The organism is Thermosipho africanus Ob7 (assembly GCF_003351105.1).
In the GTDB taxonomy this organism is placed as follows: Bacteria; Thermotogota; Thermotogae; order Thermotogales; family Fervidobacteriaceae; genus Thermosipho; species Thermosipho africanus.
Genome location: NZ_NKRG01000001.1, coordinates 447,507 through 471,966, shown reverse-complemented (window position 1 = coordinate 471,966; position 24,460 = coordinate 447,507). Strand labels below are relative to the sequence as shown.

The following is a 24,460-nucleotide window of genomic DNA, read 5'->3' as shown; positions in this document are numbered from 1 at the left end:
TTTATACAATTTGATTATTGCATTTATACTCCCTGATTAGTATTAATTTATTCAGGGGGTTTTTGTTTTTATATGATCAACAGCTTCTTCTAAATAAAGTTAAATAAAATTTATTTAACATAGCATAAATTAAACTTTTTATGGTATTATTTCTTTGATATTTTTCTGATAATAATTCATTTATTAAATTAAAAACTCCACCCCTAAACTTTAATGGGTGGAGTTTTCATCTTTTAAAATCTAAACTTTATTTACTTACTTAAAATTAAATAAATTGCCACTCCTGAAACTGCGACAGAAATTACAGAAAGAATCATTGAAAAAGTGCTTAATGTAGAATTCGAAGAATTTTCTAAATTTTCAACTCTTTGTGTTAATTTTTCTACTGAATTGTTTGTGTCATCTTTAAATTGATTAAAATCACTTTCAATTGTTTCAATCTTTGCAACTGTTTGCTCCATACTATTTACCTTTTCATTTAATGAATTAATTTGTTTTTCGAATTGGCTAATTTTTACGTCATTTTGTGAAGTATAAGTTTGGAAATCTACTTTTAATTGTGTAATATCACCAGATAATGCAGATATTCTAGTATCCCATGCTTTAGTTTTTGCATTAATATATTCTTCTAAACCTGTGACTTTATCATTTATACTATCTATCACTGCTATTTTTTCTTTCAATGTTTCAAGGTCTGTTTTTATAACTGATATTTCTCCCTCGAGTCCTGAAATTTTATTTTCCATTGTTGCTTGAAAATTGCTAAATTGAGAGTTTATACTATCCTTAAATGCATTATATTCGTTAAAACTAACTTTGCTGTCTAATATTGTTTTTAAATTGTTACCTGACAATGCCGCTTCTAAATCTTCTAATTTTCTTGAATTATCGGCAACTGAATTTTTAATCGATGATAAATCTATCGAAAGACTTTTTACATCATTCTTTGTATTTACTATTGAAGTTTTTAACTCACTTAAATCCGATGAAAGAACTTGTACAGTATCTTTAATCGTTGCTAGATCTTCAATTTTATTCATTGCCGTACTTACAATATCCGAAAGTGTTAATATCTGCTCTCTTAAACTACTAATATTTGAAGTATTTGAAACAGCTTTATCTATTTTTTCCTGCAAATAGTTCATAGTTCTATAAATTGCCACTGCCACTTGATACCTTGTCATTGCTTGATTTCCTTGAAATGTTCCATCAGGCATTCCACTAATTATACCTAATTTACTTAACTCATTTACAGCATCGTATGCCCAATGATTAACAGGAACATCTTTAAAACTTGCAAAAGTTAAAAACGATAAAAGTAAAGTAATGACAATCAAAACTTTTTTCATATTCTACACCTCCCAAATTTATTTTTATACAATTTCTACCAATTTCTCTGGTATTTTGTATGCCGGAAGCTCAAAATCAGCATATCCTTCCTCAACAACAGATTTTGGCATGCCATAAACAACGCAAGTTTCTTTTGATTCTGCAATAACTATTCCTTTATAATACTTTACCTTGAATGCTCCTTTAGTTCCATCTTTTCCCATTCCAGTTAATATAACTGCAATTGTCTTATCCTTATAAATCTCCGCAACTTTATCAAGAGTAAAATCTACTGCAGGTCTAACATTATTAATCTTTTCACTCTTTTCAAGGTAAACCACACTCTTCTTATCGTGTTGCTTAATTCCAAGATGATAATCTCCCGGAGCAATATAAACTTTGCCAGGTTCTAAAACGTCACCTTCTTCAGCTTCTTTAACATAAAGGTTAGAAATTTTGTTTAATCTTTGAGCCAAAGATTTTGTAAAACCAGCAGGCATATGCTGAACGATTATTATAGGTGCTGGATAATTTTCTGGTAGAGGTGGAATAACCAAATCTAACGATTTTGGTCCACCGGTTGATGATCCAATTACAACAATTTTACTTGAAACCAAACTCTTTAAATTTAACTTTTTAGATGTATAAGTAGCCTTTCTCACTAATGACTTTACATCAACTTGCATTGCTGCTCTTATCTTTTGAATTAAGTCACCCGCAATTTTTCTAAAATTCATTGAAATACTTCCGGCCGGTTTAGTAATAAAATCTACTGCTCCAAGTTCCAATGCGGTAATAGTAATATCAGCACCTTCTTCAGTAAGACTACTTACCATAATTACTCTCGTAGGTGCTCTTTTCATTATTTCTTTTAATGCCTCAATGCCATTTAACTTAGGCATTTCAACATCCAAAGTAATGATATCAGGTTTTGTTTTTATCGCAAGTTCTATCGCTTCCATACCATCTTTTGCAATTCCCACAATTTGCATATCTTTTTCTTTTTCCAATACATCCTTTAAAACCATTCTCATAAATGCTGAATCATCAACAATTAATATCCTTATCTTTTTTTCTTCCACTTTCTCACTCCTAAAATTAAATATATTAATGGAAAAGCTGTCACAAAGACAAATCCAACAACTTTAGCTATTAATACATTCCAATTAAATAAATAATTTCCAATAATTGCAATACCCACTACCACAGAAAAAAGAGCCGCCCATAAAACTACGCCAGAACTTATATCCTTTATTACTTTAACTATTGGATGATATTCTGGAACAAACAAATCTAAAATTTTTTCTATTAATGTATTAATTAATTCAGAAATTATCACAAAAAATACTGCAAAAAAAATCCATATGTAATTATTTTTATCAATAGGTAAAAACAATGTTATAAAAAGAATTACAAAACCAACAAAAAAATGTATTCTTAAATTTCTTTCACTTGATAACGCATATATAATACCTTCAATTGCATGTTCAAAAGATTCTTTTAAATTATTCGAAGCCAATCGTCCGTTTAATTTTTCTTTCAATTCTTGGTTTGTATACCTTTTCTGTGAGGGTTGTTCCATACTTCACCGCCTCAATATTTTTTTCAACATATTTTGGATTTATATTTTCTTTAATTGACTCAATCAAACTGTCAATATCTACTAAAGAAGTTGCCTTTAAAACAACACCTAACATTATCATATTTGCAAACATCTCATTTCCAAACTTTTCCAAAGCTATTTTTGAAACAGGCAGTGCAATCTTTCTTTTAGTCATTCTAAACATATCAGCTGGTAATTCACTAATATGAGTATTATCTATAATAATTATACCATTATTTCTTACATTTTTACACTGTGAAATCATAGATGGATGTAAAATCATTAAAATATCAAACAAAGTTGCTTTAGGAAAATCTATAGGCTGATTTGAAACAAGTAGATCACAATAACTTGGCCCACCCCTAACTTGAGCGGTATAATTCTGAGTCTGAACAACATACTTTCCTGACTTTACAAGTGCCTTTGCCAAAATCAAACCAGAAACTAAATTTCCCTGTCCTCCAATTCCAGCAATTCTAATAGAAAACGGTCTGTTTATTTCCATAAATTACACCTCCGAATTTTTCACAATTGAAAATATTTTTTTATAATTTTCATAAAAATCTGGTTTCTCTTCTTTTTTAAATTGACCAATTATTATTTTCCCCTCTAGTTCTTCTCTTGATAATTTTTCCGCTTTTTCTTTCATAACTGTATTGTTTTTAAAATATTCATGTATATCCCATGCATTTCTCATACCATTGTATCTACCATAATATGTATGACAATTTGTTAAGACTTCTATAACACTCATTCCTCGATGACTTATACCTTCTTTTATATACTTTACAGTTAAAGGATAATGATAAACAGTGCTTCTTGCAACATAAGTTGCTCCTGAAGTTAAAGCTAATTCAACTATATCGAAAGAATTCTCTATATTTCCATACGGCATCGTACTTGCTATCTTTTCATGTGGAGTAGTAGGTGAGTGCTGTCCTCCAGTCATTCCATAAATCATATTGTTAAAAATAATAACTGTAATATCTAGATTTCTTCTACATGCGTGTATAAAATGATTTCCTCCAATTGCAGTAATATCACCATCACCGCCCATAACCACTACCTTAAAATCAGGTCTTGCAAGTTTTACACCTGTAGCAAAAGCTATTGCCCTTCCATGAAGGGTGTGCAATGTATTAAAATCTAGATAACCAGTTGCCCTTGAAGAACAACCAATTCCTGAAACAACAGCTACTCTATCCTTTTCTAACTTTAATTCATTAACCGCATCAATAAAAGATTTTAAAATTATTCCATTTCCACAACCGGGACACCAAACTGTGGGCCACCTGTCAATTCTTAAATAATTTATTAAATCATCCCTTTTCATGAATAACACCTCCATGTTTTTCAACAGAAATTTTAGATGTCTTAAACAAAAAATCTGTGAGTGAATCTGGATAATCATTTAAATACACTACCCTTTTTATACCTGCATTAATTATTAGCCTTGCACAAACTGAACATGGTTTATGAGTTACATATATTGTAGCACCATCAGTTGATATACCAAATTTTGCTGCCTGCATCAAAGCATTTTGCTCTGCATGAAGAGCATAACACACTTCTTGATTTTCCCCAGATTTAATATTCAAATCATCCCTAATACAACCTATGTCATCACAATGAGGAAAACCAGAAGGAGGTTGGTTATAACCTGTCGCCAAAATCCTCTTATCTTTAACAATAACGGCTCCAACTTTTCTATGAAAACAAGTAGAACGGGTAGCTATAATTTCAGCAATTTTCAAAAAGTAGCTATCCCAACTTTCACGTTTGTCCATCGATATAGTTATTTTTAAATTTTTTAAATAAGAATCTAAATTCATTTTATTGCTCCCTCCAAAATAACTGTTCTATAAAAGATTTTAATATATATTAAATTAAAAGCAAGTCCCAAATATTTGAAATAGATTGTATTAACTATTTGTATCTACAAAAAATACCTATTTAGTCAATTAATATGATAAAATATCTTTGTAATGACAAAACAGATACATAGGAGGCGATGAAATGGAAAGTGGTAGAAAAAAAATCGAATGGGTTTCAAACTTTATGCCCTTATTAAATTACTTAAAAAAAGAATATAAAGGAGTTTTTAATAGTACTAAAATTGGGATGGCAATCCATTTGGAAGCAAAAACTGCTTATTTAGCAATCACTTTAAAAGAACTTGGAGCTGATGTTTTCGTTACAGGGTGTAATCCATTATCTACGCAGGATGATGTAGCAGCTGCATTATCTGAATATGGTATAACTGTTCATGCAAAAAGAACTCATGACGAAAAAATTTATTTTAAGAATCTAAACAAAGTTCTTGATCACGAACCTGAACTTATTTTAGATGATGGTGCAGATCTAAGTGTGATTTTGCATACCGAAAGAACAGAGCTTTTAAAAAATGTCAAAGGAATCTCAGAAGAAACAACTACCGGAGTTAGAAGACTTTTAAATCTTCAAGAAAATGGGCTTTTAAAAGTTCCCGTTATAGCCGTTAATAATGCAAAAATGAAACATTTTTTTGACAATAGATATGGAACTGGACAATCCACTTGGGATTCAATAATGAGAAATACAAATACATTGATTGCTGGGAAAAATGTAGTTGTTGCCGGATATGGCTGGTGTGGTAGAGGTATTGCTATGAGAGCAAAAGGATTGGGAGCAAATGTTATTGTTACTGAGGTAGATCCTATAAAAGCTATAGAGGCACTTATGGATGGGTTTAATGTTATGAAAATGTCAGAAGCAGCTAAAATTGCAGATATAGTGGTAACATCAACAGGTGTAAAAGATGTGGTAAAATATGAAGATATATTAAACATGAAAAATGGTGTTATCCTTGCAAACGCAGGTCATTTCAATGTTGAAATTCCAATAGAGAAAATAGAAAAAAATGCTGAAAAAATTTTTGAAGCAAGAGAAAATGTAAAAGGATATATAATAAATGGTAAAAAAATATTCGTTATTGGAGAAGGAAGACTTGTAAACCTTGCAGCTGGAGATGGTCATCCAATCGAAATTATGGATCTTTCATTTGCACTTCAAACATTATCTTTAATTTATATTCATAAAAATTATAAAAATCTTGAAAACAAAGTTTATCAATATCCTGAAGAATTAGATGAAAAGGTTGCTACATTAAAACTTAAATCACTAGGGATAGAAATTGACAAGTTATCAGAAGAACAAAGGGAGTACCTGAAAGGATATTGATACTATGGAAAAAATTCTAGTATTAAATTCCATTGAAGATAACTTACATTATGCTATAATTGAAAACAATAAATTGGTAGAACTATTTTCAGACGAAGAAAAAAAACTAACTGGAAATATTTATCTTGGAAGAGTTGAAAAAGTTGTCAATGCTCTTGACGCAATTTTTGTAAACATAGGTGAAAAAAAGAATGGATTTTTGAGAATTAAAGATATACCTGAAAATTACTATGAATACTTTTCAGTGAAAGAAATTAAAGAAGGCTCTAAAATACTTGTCCAAGTTAAAAAAGATCCAACAGGCACAAAGGGGCCACAATTAACCTCTAACATAAGTATTGCTGGTAGATATTTAGTAGTTTTTCCTTTTTCAAATGTTAACGGAGTATCTAAAAAGATAGAATCAGAAGACGAACGGCAAAGGTTATACAAAATTGCAAATGAAATATCTAATAACAATGGATTCGGCGTAGTAATAAGAACTGCAGCCGAAGGATTAGATGAAAAATATATTTATTCTGAAGCAATCACTTTAAAAGAAAAACTTGATGATTTATTATCAAATTTTAAAAGAAAAAGAAAAATACAAATATTATATACCGAGGAAAGCTTAATAGATTATATATTACGTGAAAGATTAACCAAAGAAGTCACTCAGATAATTACAAATAATATAAAACATATAGAAGTTATAAGAAAGTATTTAAAAATATTCCCAAAAAGACCTAAAATAGAAATAATATATGGAGATAGTTTTGAATACACAAATGTAAATAAATATTTTAAAGAGCTAATTAAGAGAACTATAACCTTACCTTCCGGTGGGGAAATAATAATCGACAAAACGGAAGCATTAACAGTAATTGATGTAAACTCAAAACATTTTACAAAAAGTCTAAATCAACAAGAAACTGCATTTAAAACAAATTACGAAGCTGTTGAAGAAATATTTAGGCAACTTCGTTTAAGGAATATTGGAGGTATTGTAATTATAGATTTTATTGATATGAACAGTGAAGAAAATAAAAACAAAATAATTGAAAAAGTAAATGAAGAAATAAAAAAAGACAAAAGTAAAATTGAAATTTTTGGATTTACAAAACTTGGTCTATTGGAATTATCACGCAAGAGAACAATCAAATCATTTTTCGAAAATTATGTATCTACATGTCCAGTTTGTGGTGGTTCTGGTTTTATACAATCACCACGATTCCTTTTAAAAGAAATTTTTACTAAAATTGAAAACGCTCCAAAAGAAGCAAAAGAAGTAATTATTAAACTTCATCCATATATGAAAAATTATATAGATAAAAGTGAATTAAAAAAAAGAAAAGATTTAAACTATCATATTCATTTTACGCATACTGATCCTAAAACATTTGAAATTACTTGGAAAATATAAAAAGGGGGAAAAGATATGGAAAGAATCGAATTAACATTTAAAGATGATGGAAAAAAAATTACCGTTGAAAAAGGAACAACGCTAGAAAGATTTGTAGACGAATATGAAAAATACTACGAATCTCCAATAGTTGCCGCCAAATTTAACAATTCTATAGTCGAGTTGTTTAGGCCTATTATTAGACCTGGCGAAGTTGAATTCTTAGATATAAACTCAACAGATGGCTTTAGAATATATCAAAGAGGATTGCTGTTCATTTTAAAACATACTTTAAAAAAACTTTACCCTGATTATACTCTAAAAGTATCGCATAGCGTAGGAAAAGCTATATATTGCGAATTAAAGTCAAAAGATAATAAAAAAATACTCTCTGAGAGCGAAATTAAAAAAGTAAAAGATGAAATGATGAAACTAATAAATGAAAACAAAAAATTTATTAAGCTTGAACTTTTAAAATCAGAAGCTTTAAAATTATTTGAAGAACTTGGATTTAATGACAAAGTAAGTTTATTAAAATATAGAAAGAAAAAAACAGTAAAAGTATATAAAGTTGATGATAATTTTGATTACTTCTACGGCTATATGCCTTTAAGTACTGGAATATTAAAATATTTTGATCTTGCAAAATATGAAGAAGGATTTGTTTTGATTTTACCAACATTCAAAGACAAAAAACCGATAATCGAATTTAAACCTCTACCCAAACTTTCAGCAGTATTTTTAGAATATGAAAAATGGTTAGAAATTATGAATATAGATAGTGTTGGAGACTTAAACGATTTAATTGCAAGAGGAGAAAGAAGTGTTACTGATTTAATAATAATGTCAGAAGCATTGCACGAAAAAAGAATAGCCTTCATTGCTGAAGAAATCAAAAAGAGAAAAAATGTAAGATTAATTCTAATCGCTGGACCATCTTCAAGTGGAAAAACTACCTTTTCAAAAAGACTCATGGTTCAATTGCGCGCAAGCGGGCTAAGGCCTGTTACAATTTCCTTAGATGATTATTTTGTAGATAGGGAAAGAACTCCGCTTGATGAAAATGGAAAGCCTGACTTTGAAGCTTTGGAAGCAATAGATATTGAATTATTTAATAAAAATCTCCTTGATTTATTTGAAGGAAAAACTGTTGAAATACCAAAATTCGACTTTACTACGGGTAAAAGAAAAGAAAAAGGTACTTTAATGAAAATATCTAAAGATCAACCAATAATTGTTGAAGGTATACATGGTTTAAATCCAAAATTAACAAGCTTAATACCAGAAGAATTAAAATTTAAAATTTATGCAAGCGCTCTAACACAATTAAATTTAGATAATACAAATAGAATCCATACCACTGATACCAGACTTCTTAGAAGAATAGTTAGAGATAGCAAATTTAGAGCTCATGATGCTCTTGCAACTCTAAAAATGTGGCCAAGCGTTAGAAGAGGCGAAGATAGAAATATCTTTCCACATCAAGAAAATGCGGATATAATGTTCAACAGTGCTCTTGTATATGAGATAGCTGTATTAAAGATATTTGCTGAACCTTTGCTTATAGCGGTTCCTGATGATGTTCCAGAAAGTACTGAAGCAACAAGACTTTTAAAAATTCTTGATTACTTCTTGCCAATTACTAATATTGAAGATATTCCAAGAACTTCTCTTATAAGAGAATTTATTGGAAGGAGTGTGTTTAAATATTGAAAAAATTTATTGTTGCTATAGTAATCTTTCTCCTAGCTTTAAATATCTTTTCAGAAATTATAAAATTTGATAATTATACATTAAATGCAACAAATATAAACTTTGAGACGGTCGAAGAAATTTTAGAAAAGTATTCTAAGTTTCTTTCAACAAGCGAAATTTCGACTGGAACAATTGGCTCATTTAATTACATCGAGTGGGAAGATAAAATTATCTATTTTTCTAAAAATGTAGTTGTCTTAGGAGAAAATGCGTTAGATAATCCAAATTTTGATGACATTTTCAATTTTTTTAATATAAAATACTTAAAAAAAGAAAATGAATATAACTTTGCTGAAATGGTAATAACAAAAGTAGAAGATTTTGGAAGTTATTTACAGTTTGATTATCTCGGCAAAAATTTTATTGATATTGAAGCAACTGATAATGCAATTAATATAATTTCAAAAGGTTTAATATATTTCAAGGATAATCTATACGAACCTGGAAGTATATTATTAACCAAAAATATTGATTCTTCATACAAAACTGAATTAAATATTTTACCTAAACGAACAATCGTGCAATTTATTAAAGAATACAATATTAAAAATATTATCGTAAAGCTTTTTGGCGAAAAAATTGAAAAGTACGATTCTAAAAGTTTTGCTATAATATTCAAAGATAGCAATATAAATGCTGTATTTGTACCAAACTACTCCCCGGATTTTTCCGGAAATGATTGGAAAGTTTTTTCGATATCAGATAAATTTGGAAAACTTGTTTCAAAAAAATTTAATTTAAAACTCTTTTATGTCCCATTTGTTCAAGTTCCAAAAGATCTCCCTGCTATTGTAATCTTTACTTCACAAAATAGCTGGAAACAAATTTCTGAATTTGTTGAAGGTGAGTTACAATGAAAAGGATAATTACATTACTTTTTATACTTATAGCTTCTTTTACATTAGTTGCTTCAAAAATTGCTTTTATTGAAAATAATGGTATAATTCTTTTAGAAGTAGGCGAATTTTCTTCAAATAAGGTTGTAGCTGTACAAGAAATTTTTGAAAAATTTTCAAAAGTTAAATTAAGTGGCAATCAAAAAAACTTTGTACCTCAAGGCATTTTAAATGCTTACTATTTTGTTGATACAGCATTAATAATTGATCTAAATTCTAAAAATATACAAAATTACAGCAGTGAAGAAGAAATCTTTCTATTATTACAAATTCTATATTCACTTTTTGAAAACATAAATGGTATTGATAGAATTTATATATTAGTTGATGGAAAACAAAGTGAAATTTTTATTAGGAGCGTTAATATTTATTTTTCTTTTCCAAAAGATTTATATAAAACTAAAAAGGGGGATTAAAGGTATGGCAGAAAAATTTAATTTACAAGACAGATTTTTAAACATTCTAAGAACTAACAAAATACCAGTTAAAGTTTACTTGGTTAATGGTTTTCAAACTAAAGGAATTATAAGATCCTTTGATAATTTTACAATGCTTTTGGAAAATGGTAGCCAACAAAATTTAATTTATAAACATGCAGTTAGTACAATTATGCCAGAAAGTTTTGTCAAACTAACTAAGCAACAAAACGAAGAATCTGAAAATGAAGAAAAGTAAAGCATTAATAATAGGTTTATATAAACCTTCATATACCGAATCTTTTCTAGAGTTGGAAGAGTTGTGCGAAACTATAGGCATAAAAGTTGTAGATAAAATTTTTCAGAAAAGAAATAGACCTAATCCTTCTTTTTACATAGGAAAAGGATTATTAGAAAAAGTTAAGGAATTTTTCATACGTGAAAATATTGATTATTTGGTTATTGATGATAATATATCACATATTCAAAGAAGGAATATAGAAAAATATCTTGAAAAAAAAGTTTATGATAGAACCGAGATTATATTGGAAATCTTTGCAAAACATGCAAAAACAAATGAGGGAAGATTACAAGTTGAAATTGCAAGATTAAAGTATTTGTTGCCATACCTTGTCGGACAGGGGAAGGAACTTTCAAGATTAGGTGGAGGTATAGGAACAAGAGGGCCAGGAGAAAAAAGCTTAGAATATTCAAAAAGATATATTAAAAATAGAATTAAAAAGTTAGAAAGCAAGTTAAAAAAACTTGAATCTATTAGGCAAGTTCAACGAAAAAAGAGAAATCAAAGCAATATTTACAAAGTTTCTATAGTTGGTTATACTAATGCCGGAAAAACTACATTATTATCAAATTTAGCCAAGGAAACTTTGTTGTCAAAAAATGAAATGTTTACAACTCTTTCGCCCGTTTCACGAAGAGTATTACTTCCAAGTGGTAGATATGCAATTTTTTCTGACACAGTTGGTTTCATAAGAAATCTACACCCTTTAATAATAGAAGCTTTTCATTCAACTTTAGAAGAAATAAATTTTTCAGACTTGATAATAATTTTAGTTGATGTAGCTGATAAAAACTTCGAAGAAAAATTAGAAATAATTGATGAAACGCTTGAATCAATAAACATAGCTAAAATAAAGACTTTACTAGTATTCAACAAAATCGATTTATGCCATAAAGATTATATTAAAAATTTGCAAAGAAGATTTTCAAATGCAGTTTTTATATCTGCAAAAAACAAAGAAAACATATCAACACTCTTACATCAAGTAGAAAATTTACTACAGAAGGAGGTCAAAATTTAAATGAAAAAAACAGTCGCGTTTATTCTTTTAATATTAATCACTTTATCATTTTCAAATTTTATTCCACCGGTAGATGATAGTTATATTACTTCTTCCTTTGCTGAATTCAGAAGCACGGGTAATTTACCACATTTTCATGGGGGAATTGATTTCAGCACATTTTCGAAAGAAGGTATACCAATCAAAGCAATTTATGAAGGCTATGTTGTTAGAGTTGAATTAAATGATCCTATCTACGGAAACGTTATTGTTTTACAACATCCTAACGGTTATAGATCTTTATATGCACATCTCAGTAATTTTAATTATACAATCGAAAATATTATAAAAAGTTTACAAGAAGAATTTCAAAACCAAAAAATTGTTATTAATTTTCCAGATAATGAAATTAAATTTTCACAAGGTGATATTATTGCATATTCAGGAAAAACAGGTGAAGCTGTAAAGCCTCATTGTCATCTTGAAATAAGAAATAGTGATGAAACGTTAATGTTTGATCCTATTGATTTTTTAAATGTTCAAGCTCCAAATGGTGAAATAATTTTAAAAGAACTAATTATAAATGGGAAAAGTTATAACTACACTGAAGGTGAAACTTATTCCTTTAAAGGAGAATATCCTAAAATTGAAATAAATTCTTATTTATTTGTTAACAATAATTTGCTTGGTCTTAAAGAAATAAAGCTTTACATTGCAAACAAACTAGTGTATGATATATTACTTGATGAAGTATCAAAAGAAGAATTTTATAAACCATACATTGTTTATTCAAAAGATTCAATTGCAGCAGGGTATATATACAAAACATATTATAAACTTTATCCGGAGATACTTGGTGGACCAATTAAAGTTAATAATTTTCCAACTCTAAATACAAATACAGACTTTTTCCAAGTAAGAATTGAAGCTTATGACCCATGGAAAAGAGTTAAAGAATTTACATTTAACCTTAAACGGGAGAGATAGATATGTTTGGTTTTTTTAAGAAAAAAAAGAATATAGAGAAAAATCCATTCTATAACGAAAAAGATTCTTTGGTTATATATATAAAATGTGATAAATGCGGAGAAGTTTTTAGAAGCCACTTAAGAAAGGGTTATGATTTTTTTAATGAATACGACAACCCAAATATCAGATACAAAATAGAAAAATTATACGTTGGTTCTAAATGTCCAAACAAAATTGAAGTTAGAGCACAATTTACTGGTTCATATAAGCCAGTAAGTTTTGATATATCTGGAGGAAAGTTTATTTCAAAAGAAGAGTATGAAAAGGAGGTTGAGGAATGAAAAGACTATTCACAAGTGAAAGCGTTACTGAAGGTCATCCAGACAAGGTAGCAGATCAAATTAGCGATGCTATCTTGGACGCGATGTTAGAACAAGACCCAAAGTCTAGGGTTGCTGTAGAAACACTAGTTACAACAGGTATTGCAATAGTTTCTGGTGAGGTAACAACAAGGGCATATGTTGATATTCAAGACATAGTAAGAAAAACTATTTTAGATATTGGTTATACCAGGGCAAAATATGGTTTTGATGGTGAAACATGTGCAGTATTGTCATCGATTCACAGTCAATCTCCAGATATTGCACTAGGTGTTGATAAAGCTCTTGAAGCTAAAGAAGGGGAATTAATAGCAGAAGATGAACTCGAACAAGTTGGAGCAGGAGATCAAGGAATGATGTTTGGTTACGCTACAAATGAAACAAAAGAATATATGCCACTTCCAATAATGCTTTCTCATAAGCTTGCTATGAAACTATCTGAAGTAAGAAAAAATGGTACACTTCCATTTTTAAGACCAGATGGAAAGACTCAAGTAACAATTGAATACGACGAAAACGACAAACCAGTAAGAGTCGATACTGTTTTAATTTCCACACAACATGAGCCTGATGTTACAATTTCAGAAATAAAAGAAGCATTAATTAAGCACGTAATTGATCCTATAATTCCAGAAGAACTTAGAGATGACAAAATGAAAATTTTAGTAAACCCCACTGGAAGATTTGTCCTAGGTGGTCCATCAGCAGATACAGGACTAACTGGAAGAAAAATTATCGTTGACACATACGGTGGTGCAGTACCTCACGGTGGAGGTGCCTTTAGTGGAAAAGATCCAACAAAGGTAGATAGATCCGCACACTATTTTGCAAGATACGTTGCTAAAAATGTTGTTGCAGCAGGTCTTGCAGACAAATTCATGATTCAAGTTGCTTATGCAATTGGAAAAGCACAACCAGTATCAGTAATGATCAATACCTTTGGAACTGCTAAAACTGATGAAGATAAAATTTTAAAAGCAATTCTTGAGATTTTTGACTTTAGACCAGGTGCAATAATCAAAAAATTAGATCTTTTAAGACCAATATACAAGAAAACTGCAGCTTATGGTCACTTTGGAAGAGAATTAGAGGAATTTACTTGGGAAAAATTAGATATGGTTAATGAACTTAAGAAAATTTTATAATAAACGGGAGGTATGAGATTTATGCCAAACATAAAATCTGCAAAAAAAAGAGTTAAAGTTTCAGAAAGAAATAGATTAATCAATAAAGCATATAAAACAAGAATGAAAAATTCCATAAAAAAGGTTTTATTAGCACTTCAAGAAGGAAAATCACGTGAAGAAGTTGAACAGTTGTATAAAGTAGCTCAAAGTGCAATTGATAAAGCTGCTAAAATAGGTGCAATACACAAAAACCAAGCATCAAGAAGAAAATCAAGATTAATTGCGAAAATAAACAAACATTTTGCAAGTAAAGAATAATTTTGGAGGTGCAGCATGCCGTTTCATTATACAATAGAAATGCTAGTAAATGAACCAAAAGCTAAATCAATTCTCCAAAATGAAGAAATAATTAACTTAGCAGAAAAAAATGAAACCAAAATAGAATATCAAAACGGAAATCTTATTTTGACTTGTGCTGAAAATCAAGATCTTGACGAGGAATTAGTTAAAAAAATTTTAAGTACTATAAGTGGAAGTGTTACAGCAAAGGCTTATCTAATTGACGGAAAATCAAAAATTGAAATTTTTAATGGAAAACTTGATCCTAAAAACCCGTTTGGAAACTCTCAAGATGACATTCAGGAAAGAACTATTGAAAGCATAGAAGAAGAAATTGATGATAGCGGAATAGTAATCGACGAAGATTTAGAAGACTTCTTAGATTATGATGAAGAAGAATAAAATTAAATTAACATGGCTTTGAGTTAAAACTCAAAGCCATGTTTTTATTTTACAAAACTTGATAAAATTTTAGAAAGAACATTTGCAAAACTAATATACTCATTATTTTCAAAAGCAATTTCACTTTCAAAACTATAAAGTGATAGAAATCCAACGCATTCTTTATCTTTAAATATTGGGATTGATAGTGATGAAGTTAGCCTTACTTAATAAATTACCATGTTTTACCAATTCATTAACTTTTTCCATTCTTTTATTATCCACTTCCAAATAATATTCATCTAAAATCTCATCCAATTTTACTACCATAGGTTTTTTAAATCTTTCAGTATAAATCTCATCTTCAAAGAATAACAATTTTTTCATAAATTCATCATTATCAAATCCATAAGACGATTTAATTTTAAAATAGTTATTTATCTTTTTTGATAATAATGCAGCATCAACTTCAGCTAAATTTTTTACAATTATTTCTAAAAAATTATCTAAACTATTACTTGAAAATAATCCTTCTCTTTCCCATTCTTCATAAAACTTCGTATAAATTAATTCTATCAACTCAAAAAATTTTGCCTTCAAATTATTCTTTAACAATTCACTTGCATTTTTGAAAGTTATAATAAAGTTTAATCCATCTTTTACTACAGTTACTTCAAAAATACCATGCTCAGTATCAAATAAAAAATTATCTTCATTATCTAACATTTTTATTCGATACTGACTCAAGAAAATTTCTATAATATCCTGAGTTGTATCTAAATCAAATTTTGAATAATAAACTTTGTAGTTATTAACGCTAAATTCTATAACTATATCAAATAATCTACTTAACATTAAATCGTTAATAAAATCACCTCCATTTTCTTCTGTTTATATTATTTTACCACGAAAACTTTATGATACAATCTATTTAGATTAACTTAAAATGAATGAGGGATAAAATGTATATCTTTGTAGATTATGATGGAACATTAGTTAAAAACAGTGAAGAAAAATTTATGAAAACATACTTTTCTATCCTTTCAAGAAAAGTAAAATTACCTATTGAAAAAATTTTTAATCTAGTAATGGACAGCATTTACGAAATTACAAAAATTGAAGATCCTTCCAAAAATCTTTTTGAAAGATTTTTGGAATCAATTTCTAAAAAAACTGGAAAAAGTAAAGATTATTGGTATAATATTTTTCTTGACTTTTACAAAAATGAATTCGATGAATTAAGAAAGATTATAAAAGTCAACAAAAAACTAACAAATTTTATTAAAAACTCCAACTATAAATTCATATTTGCATCAAATCCATTATTTCCTGAAATTGCTGTAAAAAAAAGAATAGATTTTGCAAATTTATCCCCCGAAAACTTTTTCTACATTGCTACAATGGAAAATTCACATTATGCAAAACCAAATCCAAAATTTTTTGCTGAGATTTTAAAAAAAATTAGTGTTGCTGCTGATAAATGTTTAATGATAGGAGATACTGAAAATGATAAAGCCTCTGAAAAAGTTGGTATTAAATTTATAAATGTGAATAATTTTAAACCAGAACTAATTAAAATATATTTCGAAAAGTACTTTAGCTGACAAGGGGGAAAAATATGCCTGTAAATCTTAAATTTGATCACTCATGCATTAACTGTGAAAAGATTAACACAGATGATAGAAATTTAAAAGGACTTCCCTGCATTAAATGTCTTCCAAATGAAACTAATGATTATATTAATAGTTTAATAACGACTAATAAACTATACAAATTAGAAAAATATATTAGATTTGAAAATGAATTCAAAGACTTTTTTAATTTTTTTGTGGAAAAAACAGGATTAAAACTAAATGGATACCAAAAACTATGGACAAAGAGAGTTTTACTCTCAAAAAGCTTTACAATGATAGCACCAACTGGCCTTGGGAAAACTACCTTTGGAATTTTAATGGCTATTTGGCTTGCCAAAAAAGAAAAATAATCCATATTAATATTTCCAACAATTACAATTGTAAAACAAGTTGTTGAAAAAATTAAAAAACTAGATAAAACAATAAAAGTATTGTACTACAATTCAAATATGAAAAAGTCTGAAAAAGAAGATTTTGAAAAACGATTCAAAAAAGATGACTATAAAATACTTATAGTCTCTACTCAATTTATTTCAAAACGTAAAGAAGAATTAAAAAACAAATTCTTTGATTTTGTATTTATTGATGATGTTGATTCAGTGTTAAAATCGTCAAAAAACATTGAAACAATTATTATGCTAACTGGCGTACCAGAAAATATAATAAATGAAACATTAAAAAAGTTAAAAAGTGGGCAAAAGCCGGAAATTAAAGATCTTAAGAAGGGAATATTAGTCGTATCTTCTGCAACTGCAAGGCCTAAGGGAATAAGACCTTTATTATTCAGATACATCTTTAACTTTAATTTAGGAAAACCAAGTTTTTTTTCCAGAAATATAATTCACATTAGATATAAAAACAAAGAAATTAATCAACTAATCGAATTATTAAAAATTTTAAACGATGGAATAATAATCTACGCCGAAAATGAAAATGAAGCAAAAAAGCTAAAAGAAGCGCTTAAAAAAAATAATATTGAAGCTGGAACAAGCTGGGAAAACTTTGAAGAATCTTTTGAAAAATTCAAAAATGGAAAATTAAATATTTTAATTGGAATTTCTTCCTATTATGGAAAACTTGTTAGAGGAATAGACTTGCCTGAAAAAATAAAAGCTGTAATCTTCTGGGGAATCCCAAAGTTTAGAATCGAAAAAGAAGATTTAATTTTACCGGATATTTACACCTATGTACAAGCAACCGGAAGAACTTCAAGATTATTTAAAGGAAATTTATTAAAAGGTGCTAGTTTTGTTTTTGAAGAAAATGATGAAATATTCGAAAAACTTTCTTCTAGACTTTTTTGGATTACTGATGAAGAATTCTACAATTACAATGATATAGACATAAAGAAATTAGCTAATGAATTAAATGAATCAAGGAAAAATATACAAAATAAAGAATTAGAATTTTCTTCAAAACTCATAATAGTTGAATCTCCAACAAAAGCTGAAACACTAGCAAAATTCTTTGGTATATCTTCTATAAGAAGTTTAAACGGGTTAATTTCTTTTGAGTCAATAACTAAAGAAGGCTTAATAACAATAACCGCAACAAAAGGTCACACATATGACTTAATTACAAGAGAAGGTTATCATGGTGTAGAATTTTCAAATAATACCTTTATTCCAATTTATAACACAATTAAAAAATGCAAAGATTGTGGATATCAATTTGTAGATAACTACGATAAATGTCCAAAATGCAATTCAAAAAATATTGATGATAAATTAAGTGTTTTAAAGGCTCTAAGAGAACTATCCCTTGAAGTTGATGAAATTTTAATAGCATCGGATCCCGATGTTGAAGGTGAAAAAATTGCATATGACATTCTACAATATATTTATCCCGTAAATAGTAATATTAAAAGAATAGAACTTCATGAGATAACTCGTAACGCATTTTTAAAAGGAATCGATGAAAAAAGGGAAATAAAAGAAAATTTAGTAAAATCTCAAATTATAAGGCGAATTGAGGACAGATGGATTGGGTTTGAACTAAGTCAAAAACTACAAACCAATTTTAAAAGAACACTTTCTGCCGGAAGAGTTCAAAGTACCGTGTTAGGTTGGATTATTCAACGAGAAAAAGAGTACAAAAATAGTATTAAAAAATTCACATCTTTTACATTTGAAAATGGATTAAAAGTAGAATTTGAAGGAATACATGAAAATGCTACACTCAAAATTGAAAACATATATGAAGATACAATAGCTCCACCAGCACCTTTTAATACTTCAACTATTTTATCTGAAATTTCAAAAAAATACAAATTATCAGTAAATGAAATTATGTCCATTCTGCAAAATCTTTTTGAAAATGGATTTATAACTTATCACAGAACCGATTCAACTAGAATTTCAAAGACAGGGCAAGCAGTTGCAGAAAAATACTTTAAATTAATTAATAAACCTCATTTATATAAACCAAAAAGTTATGGAAATGAAGGTGCTCATGAGGGAATTAGGCCAGTAAAGCCTATTTCCCCCGAAGAACTTAAAGATATGATAAAGGAAAAAATAATAAATCTTGATAAAAAACATTTACTAATCTACAAAGAAATATTTAATAGATTCCTTGCAAGTCAATCGAAAGAAATTAAGGTAAAAAAAGCAAGACTAAACATAATCACTGAAAATTCGAAAAAAAGTGAAGAAATAATAACCGAAATTTTAGAAGATGGTTGGAACATTTTTATGCCAATAAAAGTCATACAAATAATGGATGAAAATAAAGTAACTGATAGAAAAGTTTACAATAAGCATACGGTGCCACTTTTTACACAAGCAACTATAATAGAAGAAATGAAGTCAAAAAATATAGGAAGGCCTTCAACATACGCTAAAATAATCTCAGTTTTATTTGAAAGAAAATATATATTTGAAGATAAATATAAAAGAATAATTCCCACAAAACTTGGAAAAATTGTATACAACTTTTTAAATTCAAAATACAACAAATTTATAAATGAAGAAACAACTAGAACATTAGAAAAAATAATGGATGAAGTTGAAAAAGGCATAAAAGAATTTCAACAAACACTTCATGAAATATATAATGAAATAAAAGGGGGAATTAAATGAAAAAAGTAAGTACCGGAATAATAGGGTTAGATGAAATACTCAATGGCGGTATTCCAGAAAAAAAATGTTGTACTACTAAGCGGTGGGCCTGGAACTGGTAAATCAATATTTTCACAGCAATTTCTATGGCACGGGCTTCAAAATAACGAACCTGGAATTTATGTAGCACTTGAAGAGCATCCAATCCAAGTTAGACAAAATATGTCCCAATTTGGATGGAACATAAAACCATTCGAAGAAAAAGGATTATTTGCACTTATAGATGCATTTACTGCTGGCTTTGGAAAATCAAAAGAATTTGAAAAGTACATTGTTAGAGACCTAAACGATTTACACGATTTCATAGATGTATTAAGACAAGCAATAAAAGATATAAACGCTAAAAGAGTTGTTATAGATTCTGTAACAACATTATATTTAAACAAGCCAACCTATGCTAGAAGCATAATTCTTCAACTCAAAAGAGTACTAGCAGGTACAGGTTGCACTTCTTTATTAGTTAGCCAAGTTAGTATTGATGAAAGAGGCTTTGGTGGTCCAGGTGTGGAACATGGAGTAGATGGAATTATAAGACTTGATCTAGATGAAATCAAAGGTGAACTTAAAAGATCATTACTAATATGGAAAATGCGCGGAACTCCGCATTCTCTAAAAAGACATTACTTTGAAATAACACAAAGCGGTATAAAAATAACAAGCTAAGGAGGTGAGACATTATGATACCGCTAAGTCCTATGGGAAAACAAGAAATTCACAAACTTGAAAGTATATTACTTTATGCAACATTATTTAGAAAAGATGTTTTAGATCTAATAAAAGATCCATCTGAAAGACTCACATGGGTTGATAGTTTAGCAGTTGCCTCAAGTGCAATAGCAAGAGAAAAAGCTGGCATGAGAATTCCTGAAATAGCTGAAGAACTTGGTAGAACAGAACAAACAATTAGAAAACATTTAAAAGGAGAAAGTAAAGCGGGTCAAATTGTTAGAGAAACATACGATTTACTAAAACAAGGTCAAATCGATGAATCACAAATCTCCATTAGTTCAATTCTTGAAGAAAATGAGAAACTAAAACAAGAAAATAATATTTTGAAAAATTTTATAAAAGAATTCTATAACAAAGTTAAGGATTATATTCCAGAAGATTAATCTTTTTGATTTACTTTTCACTCTATTTCTCGTTAATTAGTTTTAAAGTTAAATTTAACTTTAAATAAATTAAGATATATGATAAAATTAAAATGTATAACATAAAGCAAACTAAAGAGGTGAATTAAATGGAAATATCAACATCACAAAAAATACTTAATGAATTATTAATCAGCAATAAAATCAGTAGAACAGAACTTGAAAAAAAATTTAATATTACTCCATCTACGTTGTCTTATACTATAAAAAAAATTAAAAACCTTATTGAAATATATAAAGAACCATCATTGGGACAAGGTAGACCTAAGCAGTTCCTATCATTAAATAAAGATTATTGGATTTCACTGGGAGTTAAAGTTGGAAGAGACTATGTAAACATTACAAAATTAAATGGACACTTTGAAATTCTTGAACGCTATACTTTTAAACTTAGTAAAAAAAATATTGGAAATGAAAATCTCTCAAAATTTTTAAATGATGCTTTTGAAAAAATTTCTGAAAAAGAAAATATCAAAGCTGTTGGAATGGCTTTTTCTGGAGAAGTTGTAGAACAAAAAGTAAATTCAAAAATTCTAAAACTTGAAAACTTTTCCCCTGAAAAAATTGTTAAAACTCATTTTAAAAATTCCGCGCATTCAATATTAAATGATGTTGAAGCAATTGCAACCGAAGAATATATTAAATACAAAGGAGAAGACATTTTAGTTATTAATTATGGTACAGGAATTGGTGCATGTTACTATGGAAATGGTGAATTCAAAAATAATAAAAATAGAAAAATAATAGAAATAGGACATTTTTTTGCTGGAGGACATGAAAAGTGTTATTGTGGAAGTACAGGTTGTCTTGAAACTCTTGCTTCTGATTACGCTGTTTTAAAAAAGTTTAAATACAATGACCTTAAAATTGTAGATTTTATAGAAAATGAAGAAAATTTTGAAAATGATCTAAAAGAAGTAAGAACGCTTTATAAAACCTTTAAAAAAAGAGCTGAGGATATATATGAAGGCACTTTTAATTATCTAACAATATTTATTTCAACAATCTTTAGAATTTTAGAGCCAAAAAAGGTTATTTTAACAGGTGAAGGTGTAACACCATGGTTTTCACAGATGTTACAAAAAAAGATTATCAATTCAAACAAAATACCAATACCTATAATTTTCCGTGGACTTGAAAACAACATCGAATTAGGCGCATCAATTAATGCCTTACAAAAATATATAATGACTAAAATTGAATGATAACTTTCGTACCAATTAAATAATTGGATTCTATAATCAACTTATAATTTAATATATTACAAATATGTTTTACAATCGAAAGCCCCAATCCTGACCCTGTTGCCATTTTGGTGGCTTCTTTGCTTCTATAAAATCTTTGTGTAACTTTTTCTAAATCTTCTTTTTTTATACCAATTCCACTATCACTAATTATTATCTTATCTTTATATGCTTCTATTATAATTGTGGAATTATTGTATGAATATTTTATAGAATTAGAAAGCAAGTTTTTAATTATTGTATAAAGCATAAAACCATCACTTTTATACTCTTTATTTAAAATTTTTAAATCGAGCGTTAAATTTTTACTTTCCAATTTCTGTGAAAGTTCATCAATAACCTCGTTTAATATCTTTTCAAAATCTACTATATCAATCTTAGGTTTATACATTCCAAGCTCTAACATAGCCAGTACTTTCAACTGCTTTATAATTCTTTCCATTCTTTTTGAAGATTTTTCAATATCTTCAAGAGCTTCCAAAATATCTTTATTATTTTCATTAAAAATATCCTTAAGGTAAATTGCGTTGGCCTTAATTATAGAAAGTGGATTAAATAATTCGTGAGATATTGCTGTAGTAAAATTAACTTTTGCCTCTTTAATTTTTATATACTCAGTTAAATCCGACAAGTAAAGTAAGTTATCAAAAAATTTAATTTTTACATATCTCCAATCTGAAAACTCAAAAAAATAAAGCTTTTCTTCAAGTTCAAAATTTTTTCTCTCTATTAAATACTCAATAATTACATCAATATTTTTTGATGTAAAAACATCCAAAATTTCAAAATTTTCTTTAAAACCATATTCCAATGCTTTATTATTTGCCTTGGCTATTTTTAAACCATCAAGCATTATAATTGGTTCATCAAAATTCTGAAAAATTTCAAAATTAAACATCATATCCCCTCGGATTAAATTTGTATCCTGCTCCTCTTATTGTTTTTATCCAAGATTTTCCTAGCTTATTCCTTATATTACTTATATGAACATCAACAACTCTATCTGAAATAAATTCATCTTCCCAAACTGTATCTAAAATTTTTTCCCTTGAAAAAACATAATCTGGATTTTTTGCAAGTAAACATAAAACTTCAAATTCTTTAGCTGTCATCTCAACTTCATTATTGTTTAATTTAACAACATAATTTTCACAAAATATTTCTAAAGGTCCATATTTTATATATTCATTATTTTTTGAAACCCTTCTAAAATACGATTTTATCCTTGCAACAACTTCCCGTGGATTAAATGGCTTTGCAACATAATCATCGGCTCCAATTTCAAGACCATATATTTTATCATTATCACTATCTCTTGCTGAAATAATAATTACTCCAAGATCTGGAAAATTAACCTTTATATCCGGCAATTCATTTATCGAAAAACCATCAGGAAGCATTATATCAAGCAAAACCAGATCAAATTTATCATTATATAACTTTTTACGAAAATCGACTATACTTCCTGCTTCGTCAACTTCATATCCATGAGACTTTAAATATTTTTTCAGAATATTTCTTATTGACAAATCATCCTCAACTATTAGAATCCTTTTCATAATTTATTATCTCCTTTATTTCCTTTCCAGTTTCTATATAAATTATCTCTTCACATAAATTTGTTAAATGATCGCCTATTCTTTCTAAATCACGCGCTATTAGAATATTGTATATAATAGATTCTTTATTATCAAGATCCTGTGATTTGTTTCTTATCAACTTTTCTAAATCATCTAAATTTTTATCATCAAACCATATTTTTTTTGATAATTCAATATCTTTTTTTGAAAAAGCTAAAAATGTATCATGCAGCATTTTTAATACTATTCCAAACATTTCTTTTACTTCCCTTATCATCTTGTAATCAATATTGTTCTTTTCAAAATAAATGACTTTTTCTGCACTATTGCAAGACAAATCAGCAATTCTTTCTAAATTATTCGAAAATTTAATCATTGTAATTATATACCTTAAATCCTTCCCAATAGGATTATAACGAGCTATAATATCGTAAACTTTCTCTTCTATCTGTCTATTTAATAAGTCTATCTCATCGTCCCTATTAATAACATCTTTTGCAAGAGAAACATCAAAAAATTCTAACGCCTCAATTGCATTTTCAAAAGATTGAGATACTAGTGAAAGCATTTTTGAAATATAAGCTCTTAACATTGAATATTCTTTTTCAAAATGTATAGTATCCATATTTTATTCCT

The 24,460-nt window shown here is 28.1% G+C and carries 27 protein-coding genes and 1 pseudogene; 18 read left to right on the top strand and 10 right to left on the bottom strand.

Annotation, left to right across the window (positions count from 1 at the left end; translation table 11 throughout):
- Nucleotides 1-251 precede the first annotated feature (251 nt).
- Genes OB7_RS02390 through OB7_RS02365 form a run of 6 tightly spaced genes read right to left on the bottom strand, consistent with a single transcriptional unit; the run spans nt 252 to nt 4,764 of the window.
- A complete protein-coding gene (locus tag OB7_RS02390) occupies nt 252-1,349 on the bottom strand; it encodes an S-layer homology domain-containing protein (protein WP_004103470.1) in 1,098 nt (365 codons plus the stop codon).
- A 24-nt stretch (nt 1,350-1,373) separates the two neighbouring features.
- Nucleotides 1,374-2,363, bottom strand: coding sequence for a protein-glutamate methylesterase/protein-glutamine glutaminase (locus tag OB7_RS02385; RefSeq protein ID WP_416068986.1), 990 nt, complete (start codon nt 2,361-2,363; stop codon nt 1,374-1,376).
- A 29-nt stretch (nt 2,364-2,392) separates the two neighbouring features.
- A complete protein-coding gene (locus OB7_RS02380) occupies nt 2,393-2,872 on the bottom strand; it encodes a diacylglycerol kinase family protein (RefSeq protein WP_004103474.1) in 480 nt (159 codons plus the stop codon).
- Entirely contained in the window at nt 2,835-3,437 is a 603-nt protein-coding gene (locus tag OB7_RS02375; protein WP_114702424.1) for a 2-oxoacid:ferredoxin oxidoreductase subunit gamma family protein, read from the bottom strand. Before OB7_RS02375 ends, OB7_RS02380 begins: the two co-directional genes overlap by 38 nt.
- 3 nt (nt 3,438-3,440) lie before the next feature.
- A complete protein-coding gene (locus OB7_RS02370; RefSeq protein ID WP_004103477.1) occupies nt 3,441-4,265 on the bottom strand; it encodes a 2-oxoacid:ferredoxin oxidoreductase subunit beta in 825 nt (274 codons plus the stop codon).
- Nucleotides 4,252-4,764, bottom strand: coding sequence for a deoxycytidylate deaminase (locus OB7_RS02365; protein ID WP_114702423.1), 513 nt, complete (start codon nt 4,762-4,764; stop codon nt 4,252-4,254). Before OB7_RS02365 ends, OB7_RS02370 begins: the two co-directional genes overlap by 14 nt.
- A 184-nt stretch (nt 4,765-4,948) precedes the next feature.
- On the opposite strand from OB7_RS02365, the gene OB7_RS02360 reads away from it, so the two are divergent.
- From OB7_RS02360 to OB7_RS02305, 12 genes are read left to right on the top strand one after another with little or no spacing between them, the layout of a single operon-like run.
- On the top strand, nt 4,949-6,151 hold the full coding sequence (locus OB7_RS02360) for an adenosylhomocysteinase (protein WP_114702422.1): 1,203 nt from the start codon (nt 4,949-4,951) through the stop codon (nt 6,149-6,151).
- Between the two features lie 4 nt (nt 6,152-6,155).
- Nucleotides 6,156-7,553 carry an Rne/Rng family ribonuclease gene (locus tag OB7_RS02355; protein ID WP_114702421.1) on the top strand — a complete coding sequence of 466 codons (1,398 nt, stop codon included), beginning with the start codon at nt 6,156-6,158 and terminating at the stop codon, nt 7,551-7,553.
- Nucleotides 7,554-7,568: 15 nt separating this feature from the next.
- The gene (locus OB7_RS02350) at nt 7,569-9,245 is read left to right on the top strand and encodes a nucleoside kinase (protein WP_114702420.1); all 1,677 of its coding nucleotides are present in this window, start codon (nt 7,569-7,571) and stop codon (nt 9,243-9,245) included.
- On the top strand, nt 9,242-10,144 hold the full coding sequence (locus OB7_RS02345) for a DUF4941 domain-containing protein (RefSeq protein ID WP_012579348.1): 903 nt from the start codon (nt 9,242-9,244) through the stop codon (nt 10,142-10,144). The genes OB7_RS02350 and OB7_RS02345 overlap by 4 nt, the downstream gene beginning before the upstream one ends.
- Complete coding sequence (locus OB7_RS02340; protein WP_012579349.1) at nt 10,141-10,599, top strand: GerMN domain-containing protein; 459 nt, start codon at nt 10,141-10,143, stop codon at nt 10,597-10,599. Before OB7_RS02345 ends, OB7_RS02340 begins: the two co-directional genes overlap by 4 nt.
- Before the next feature lie 4 nt (nt 10,600-10,603).
- Nucleotides 10,604-10,858, top strand: coding sequence for an RNA chaperone Hfq (hfq, locus tag OB7_RS02335; RefSeq protein WP_004103489.1), 255 nt, complete (start codon nt 10,604-10,606; stop codon nt 10,856-10,858).
- Complete coding sequence (gene hflX / locus OB7_RS02330) at nt 10,845-11,921, top strand: GTPase HflX (protein ID WP_004103491.1); 1,077 nt, start codon at nt 10,845-10,847, stop codon at nt 11,919-11,921. Before hfq ends, hflX begins: the two co-directional genes overlap by 14 nt.
- On the top strand, nt 11,922-12,887 hold the full coding sequence (locus tag OB7_RS02325) for a M23 family metallopeptidase (RefSeq protein WP_004103494.1): 966 nt from the start codon (nt 11,922-11,924) through the stop codon (nt 12,885-12,887).
- 2 nt (nt 12,888-12,889) lie between these two features.
- Nucleotides 12,890-13,210, top strand: coding sequence for a hypothetical protein (locus OB7_RS02320; protein WP_012579351.1), 321 nt, complete (start codon nt 12,890-12,892; stop codon nt 13,208-13,210).
- Nucleotides 13,207-14,394 (top strand): methionine adenosyltransferase, encoded by a 1,188-nt coding sequence (metK, locus tag OB7_RS02315; RefSeq protein ID WP_012579352.1) that lies wholly within the window; start codon nt 13,207-13,209, stop codon nt 14,392-14,394. Before OB7_RS02320 ends, metK begins: the two co-directional genes overlap by 4 nt.
- A 21-nt stretch (nt 14,395-14,415) precedes the next feature.
- Nucleotides 14,416-14,694, top strand: coding sequence for a 30S ribosomal protein S20 (rpsT, locus tag OB7_RS02310; protein WP_004103501.1), 279 nt, complete (start codon nt 14,416-14,418; stop codon nt 14,692-14,694).
- 15 nt (nt 14,695-14,709) lie between these two features.
- Entirely contained in the window at nt 14,710-15,117 is a 408-nt protein-coding gene (locus OB7_RS02305) for a hypothetical protein (protein WP_012579353.1), read from the top strand.
- A gap of 168 nt (nt 15,118-15,285) precedes the next feature.
- Here OB7_RS02305 and OB7_RS02300 read toward each other — a convergent pair whose 3' ends face one another.
- Entirely contained in the window at nt 15,286-15,951 is a 666-nt protein-coding gene (locus tag OB7_RS02300; RefSeq protein WP_114702419.1) for a hypothetical protein, read from the bottom strand.
- A gap of 107 nt (nt 15,952-16,058) precedes the next feature.
- On the opposite strand from OB7_RS02300, the gene OB7_RS02295 reads away from it, so the two are divergent.
- The 6 genes and pseudogenes from OB7_RS02295 to OB7_RS02275 all read left to right on the top strand — a co-directional run bounded on the left by OB7_RS02295 (nt 16,059) and on the right by OB7_RS02275 (nt 22,205).
- Nucleotides 16,059-16,700: an HAD family hydrolase gene (locus tag OB7_RS02295; protein WP_114702418.1), complete on the top strand. Its 642-nt coding sequence runs from the start codon at nt 16,059-16,061 to the stop codon at nt 16,698-16,700.
- A 14-nt stretch (nt 16,701-16,714) separates the two neighbouring features.
- Nucleotides 16,715-17,080, top strand: coding sequence for a hypothetical protein (locus OB7_RS10205; protein WP_249030991.1), 366 nt, complete (start codon nt 16,715-16,717; stop codon nt 17,078-17,080).
- Between the two features lie 99 nt (nt 17,081-17,179).
- Nucleotides 17,180-19,810 (top strand): reverse gyrase, encoded by a 2,631-nt coding sequence (gene rgy / locus OB7_RS02290; RefSeq protein WP_249030990.1) that lies wholly within the window; start codon nt 17,180-17,182, stop codon nt 19,808-19,810.
- Nucleotides 19,807-20,512, top strand: a pseudogene (locus OB7_RS02285) (KaiC domain-containing protein). The gene rgy and the pseudogene OB7_RS02285 overlap by 4 nt, the downstream one beginning before the upstream one ends.
- A 14-nt stretch (nt 20,513-20,526) precedes the next feature.
- Nucleotides 20,527-20,961 (top strand): transcriptional regulator, encoded by a 435-nt coding sequence (locus tag OB7_RS02280; RefSeq protein ID WP_114702417.1) that lies wholly within the window; start codon nt 20,527-20,529, stop codon nt 20,959-20,961.
- A gap of 128 nt (nt 20,962-21,089) precedes the next feature.
- Nucleotides 21,090-22,205 carry an ROK family protein gene (locus OB7_RS02275; RefSeq protein WP_114702416.1) on the top strand — a complete coding sequence of 372 codons (1,116 nt, stop codon included), beginning with the start codon at nt 21,090-21,092 and terminating at the stop codon, nt 22,203-22,205.
- Here the strand turns inward: OB7_RS02275 and OB7_RS02270 are convergent.
- From OB7_RS02270 to phoU, 3 genes are read right to left on the bottom strand one after another with little or no spacing between them, the layout of a single operon-like run.
- Complete coding sequence (locus tag OB7_RS02270) at nt 22,192-23,142, bottom strand: sensor histidine kinase (RefSeq protein ID WP_114702415.1); 951 nt, start codon at nt 23,140-23,142, stop codon at nt 22,192-22,194. The genes OB7_RS02275 and OB7_RS02270 overlap by 14 nt on opposite strands.
- Complete coding sequence (locus tag OB7_RS02265; protein ID WP_004103521.1) at nt 23,135-23,803, bottom strand: response regulator transcription factor; 669 nt, start codon at nt 23,801-23,803, stop codon at nt 23,135-23,137. Before OB7_RS02265 ends, OB7_RS02270 begins: the two co-directional genes overlap by 8 nt.
- The gene (phoU, locus tag OB7_RS02260) at nt 23,781-24,449 is read right to left on the bottom strand and encodes a phosphate signaling complex protein PhoU (RefSeq protein WP_114702414.1); all 669 of its coding nucleotides are present in this window, start codon (nt 24,447-24,449) and stop codon (nt 23,781-23,783) included. The genes OB7_RS02265 and phoU overlap by 23 nt, the downstream gene beginning before the upstream one ends.
- Between the last annotated feature and the right edge of the window lie 11 nt (nt 24,450-24,460).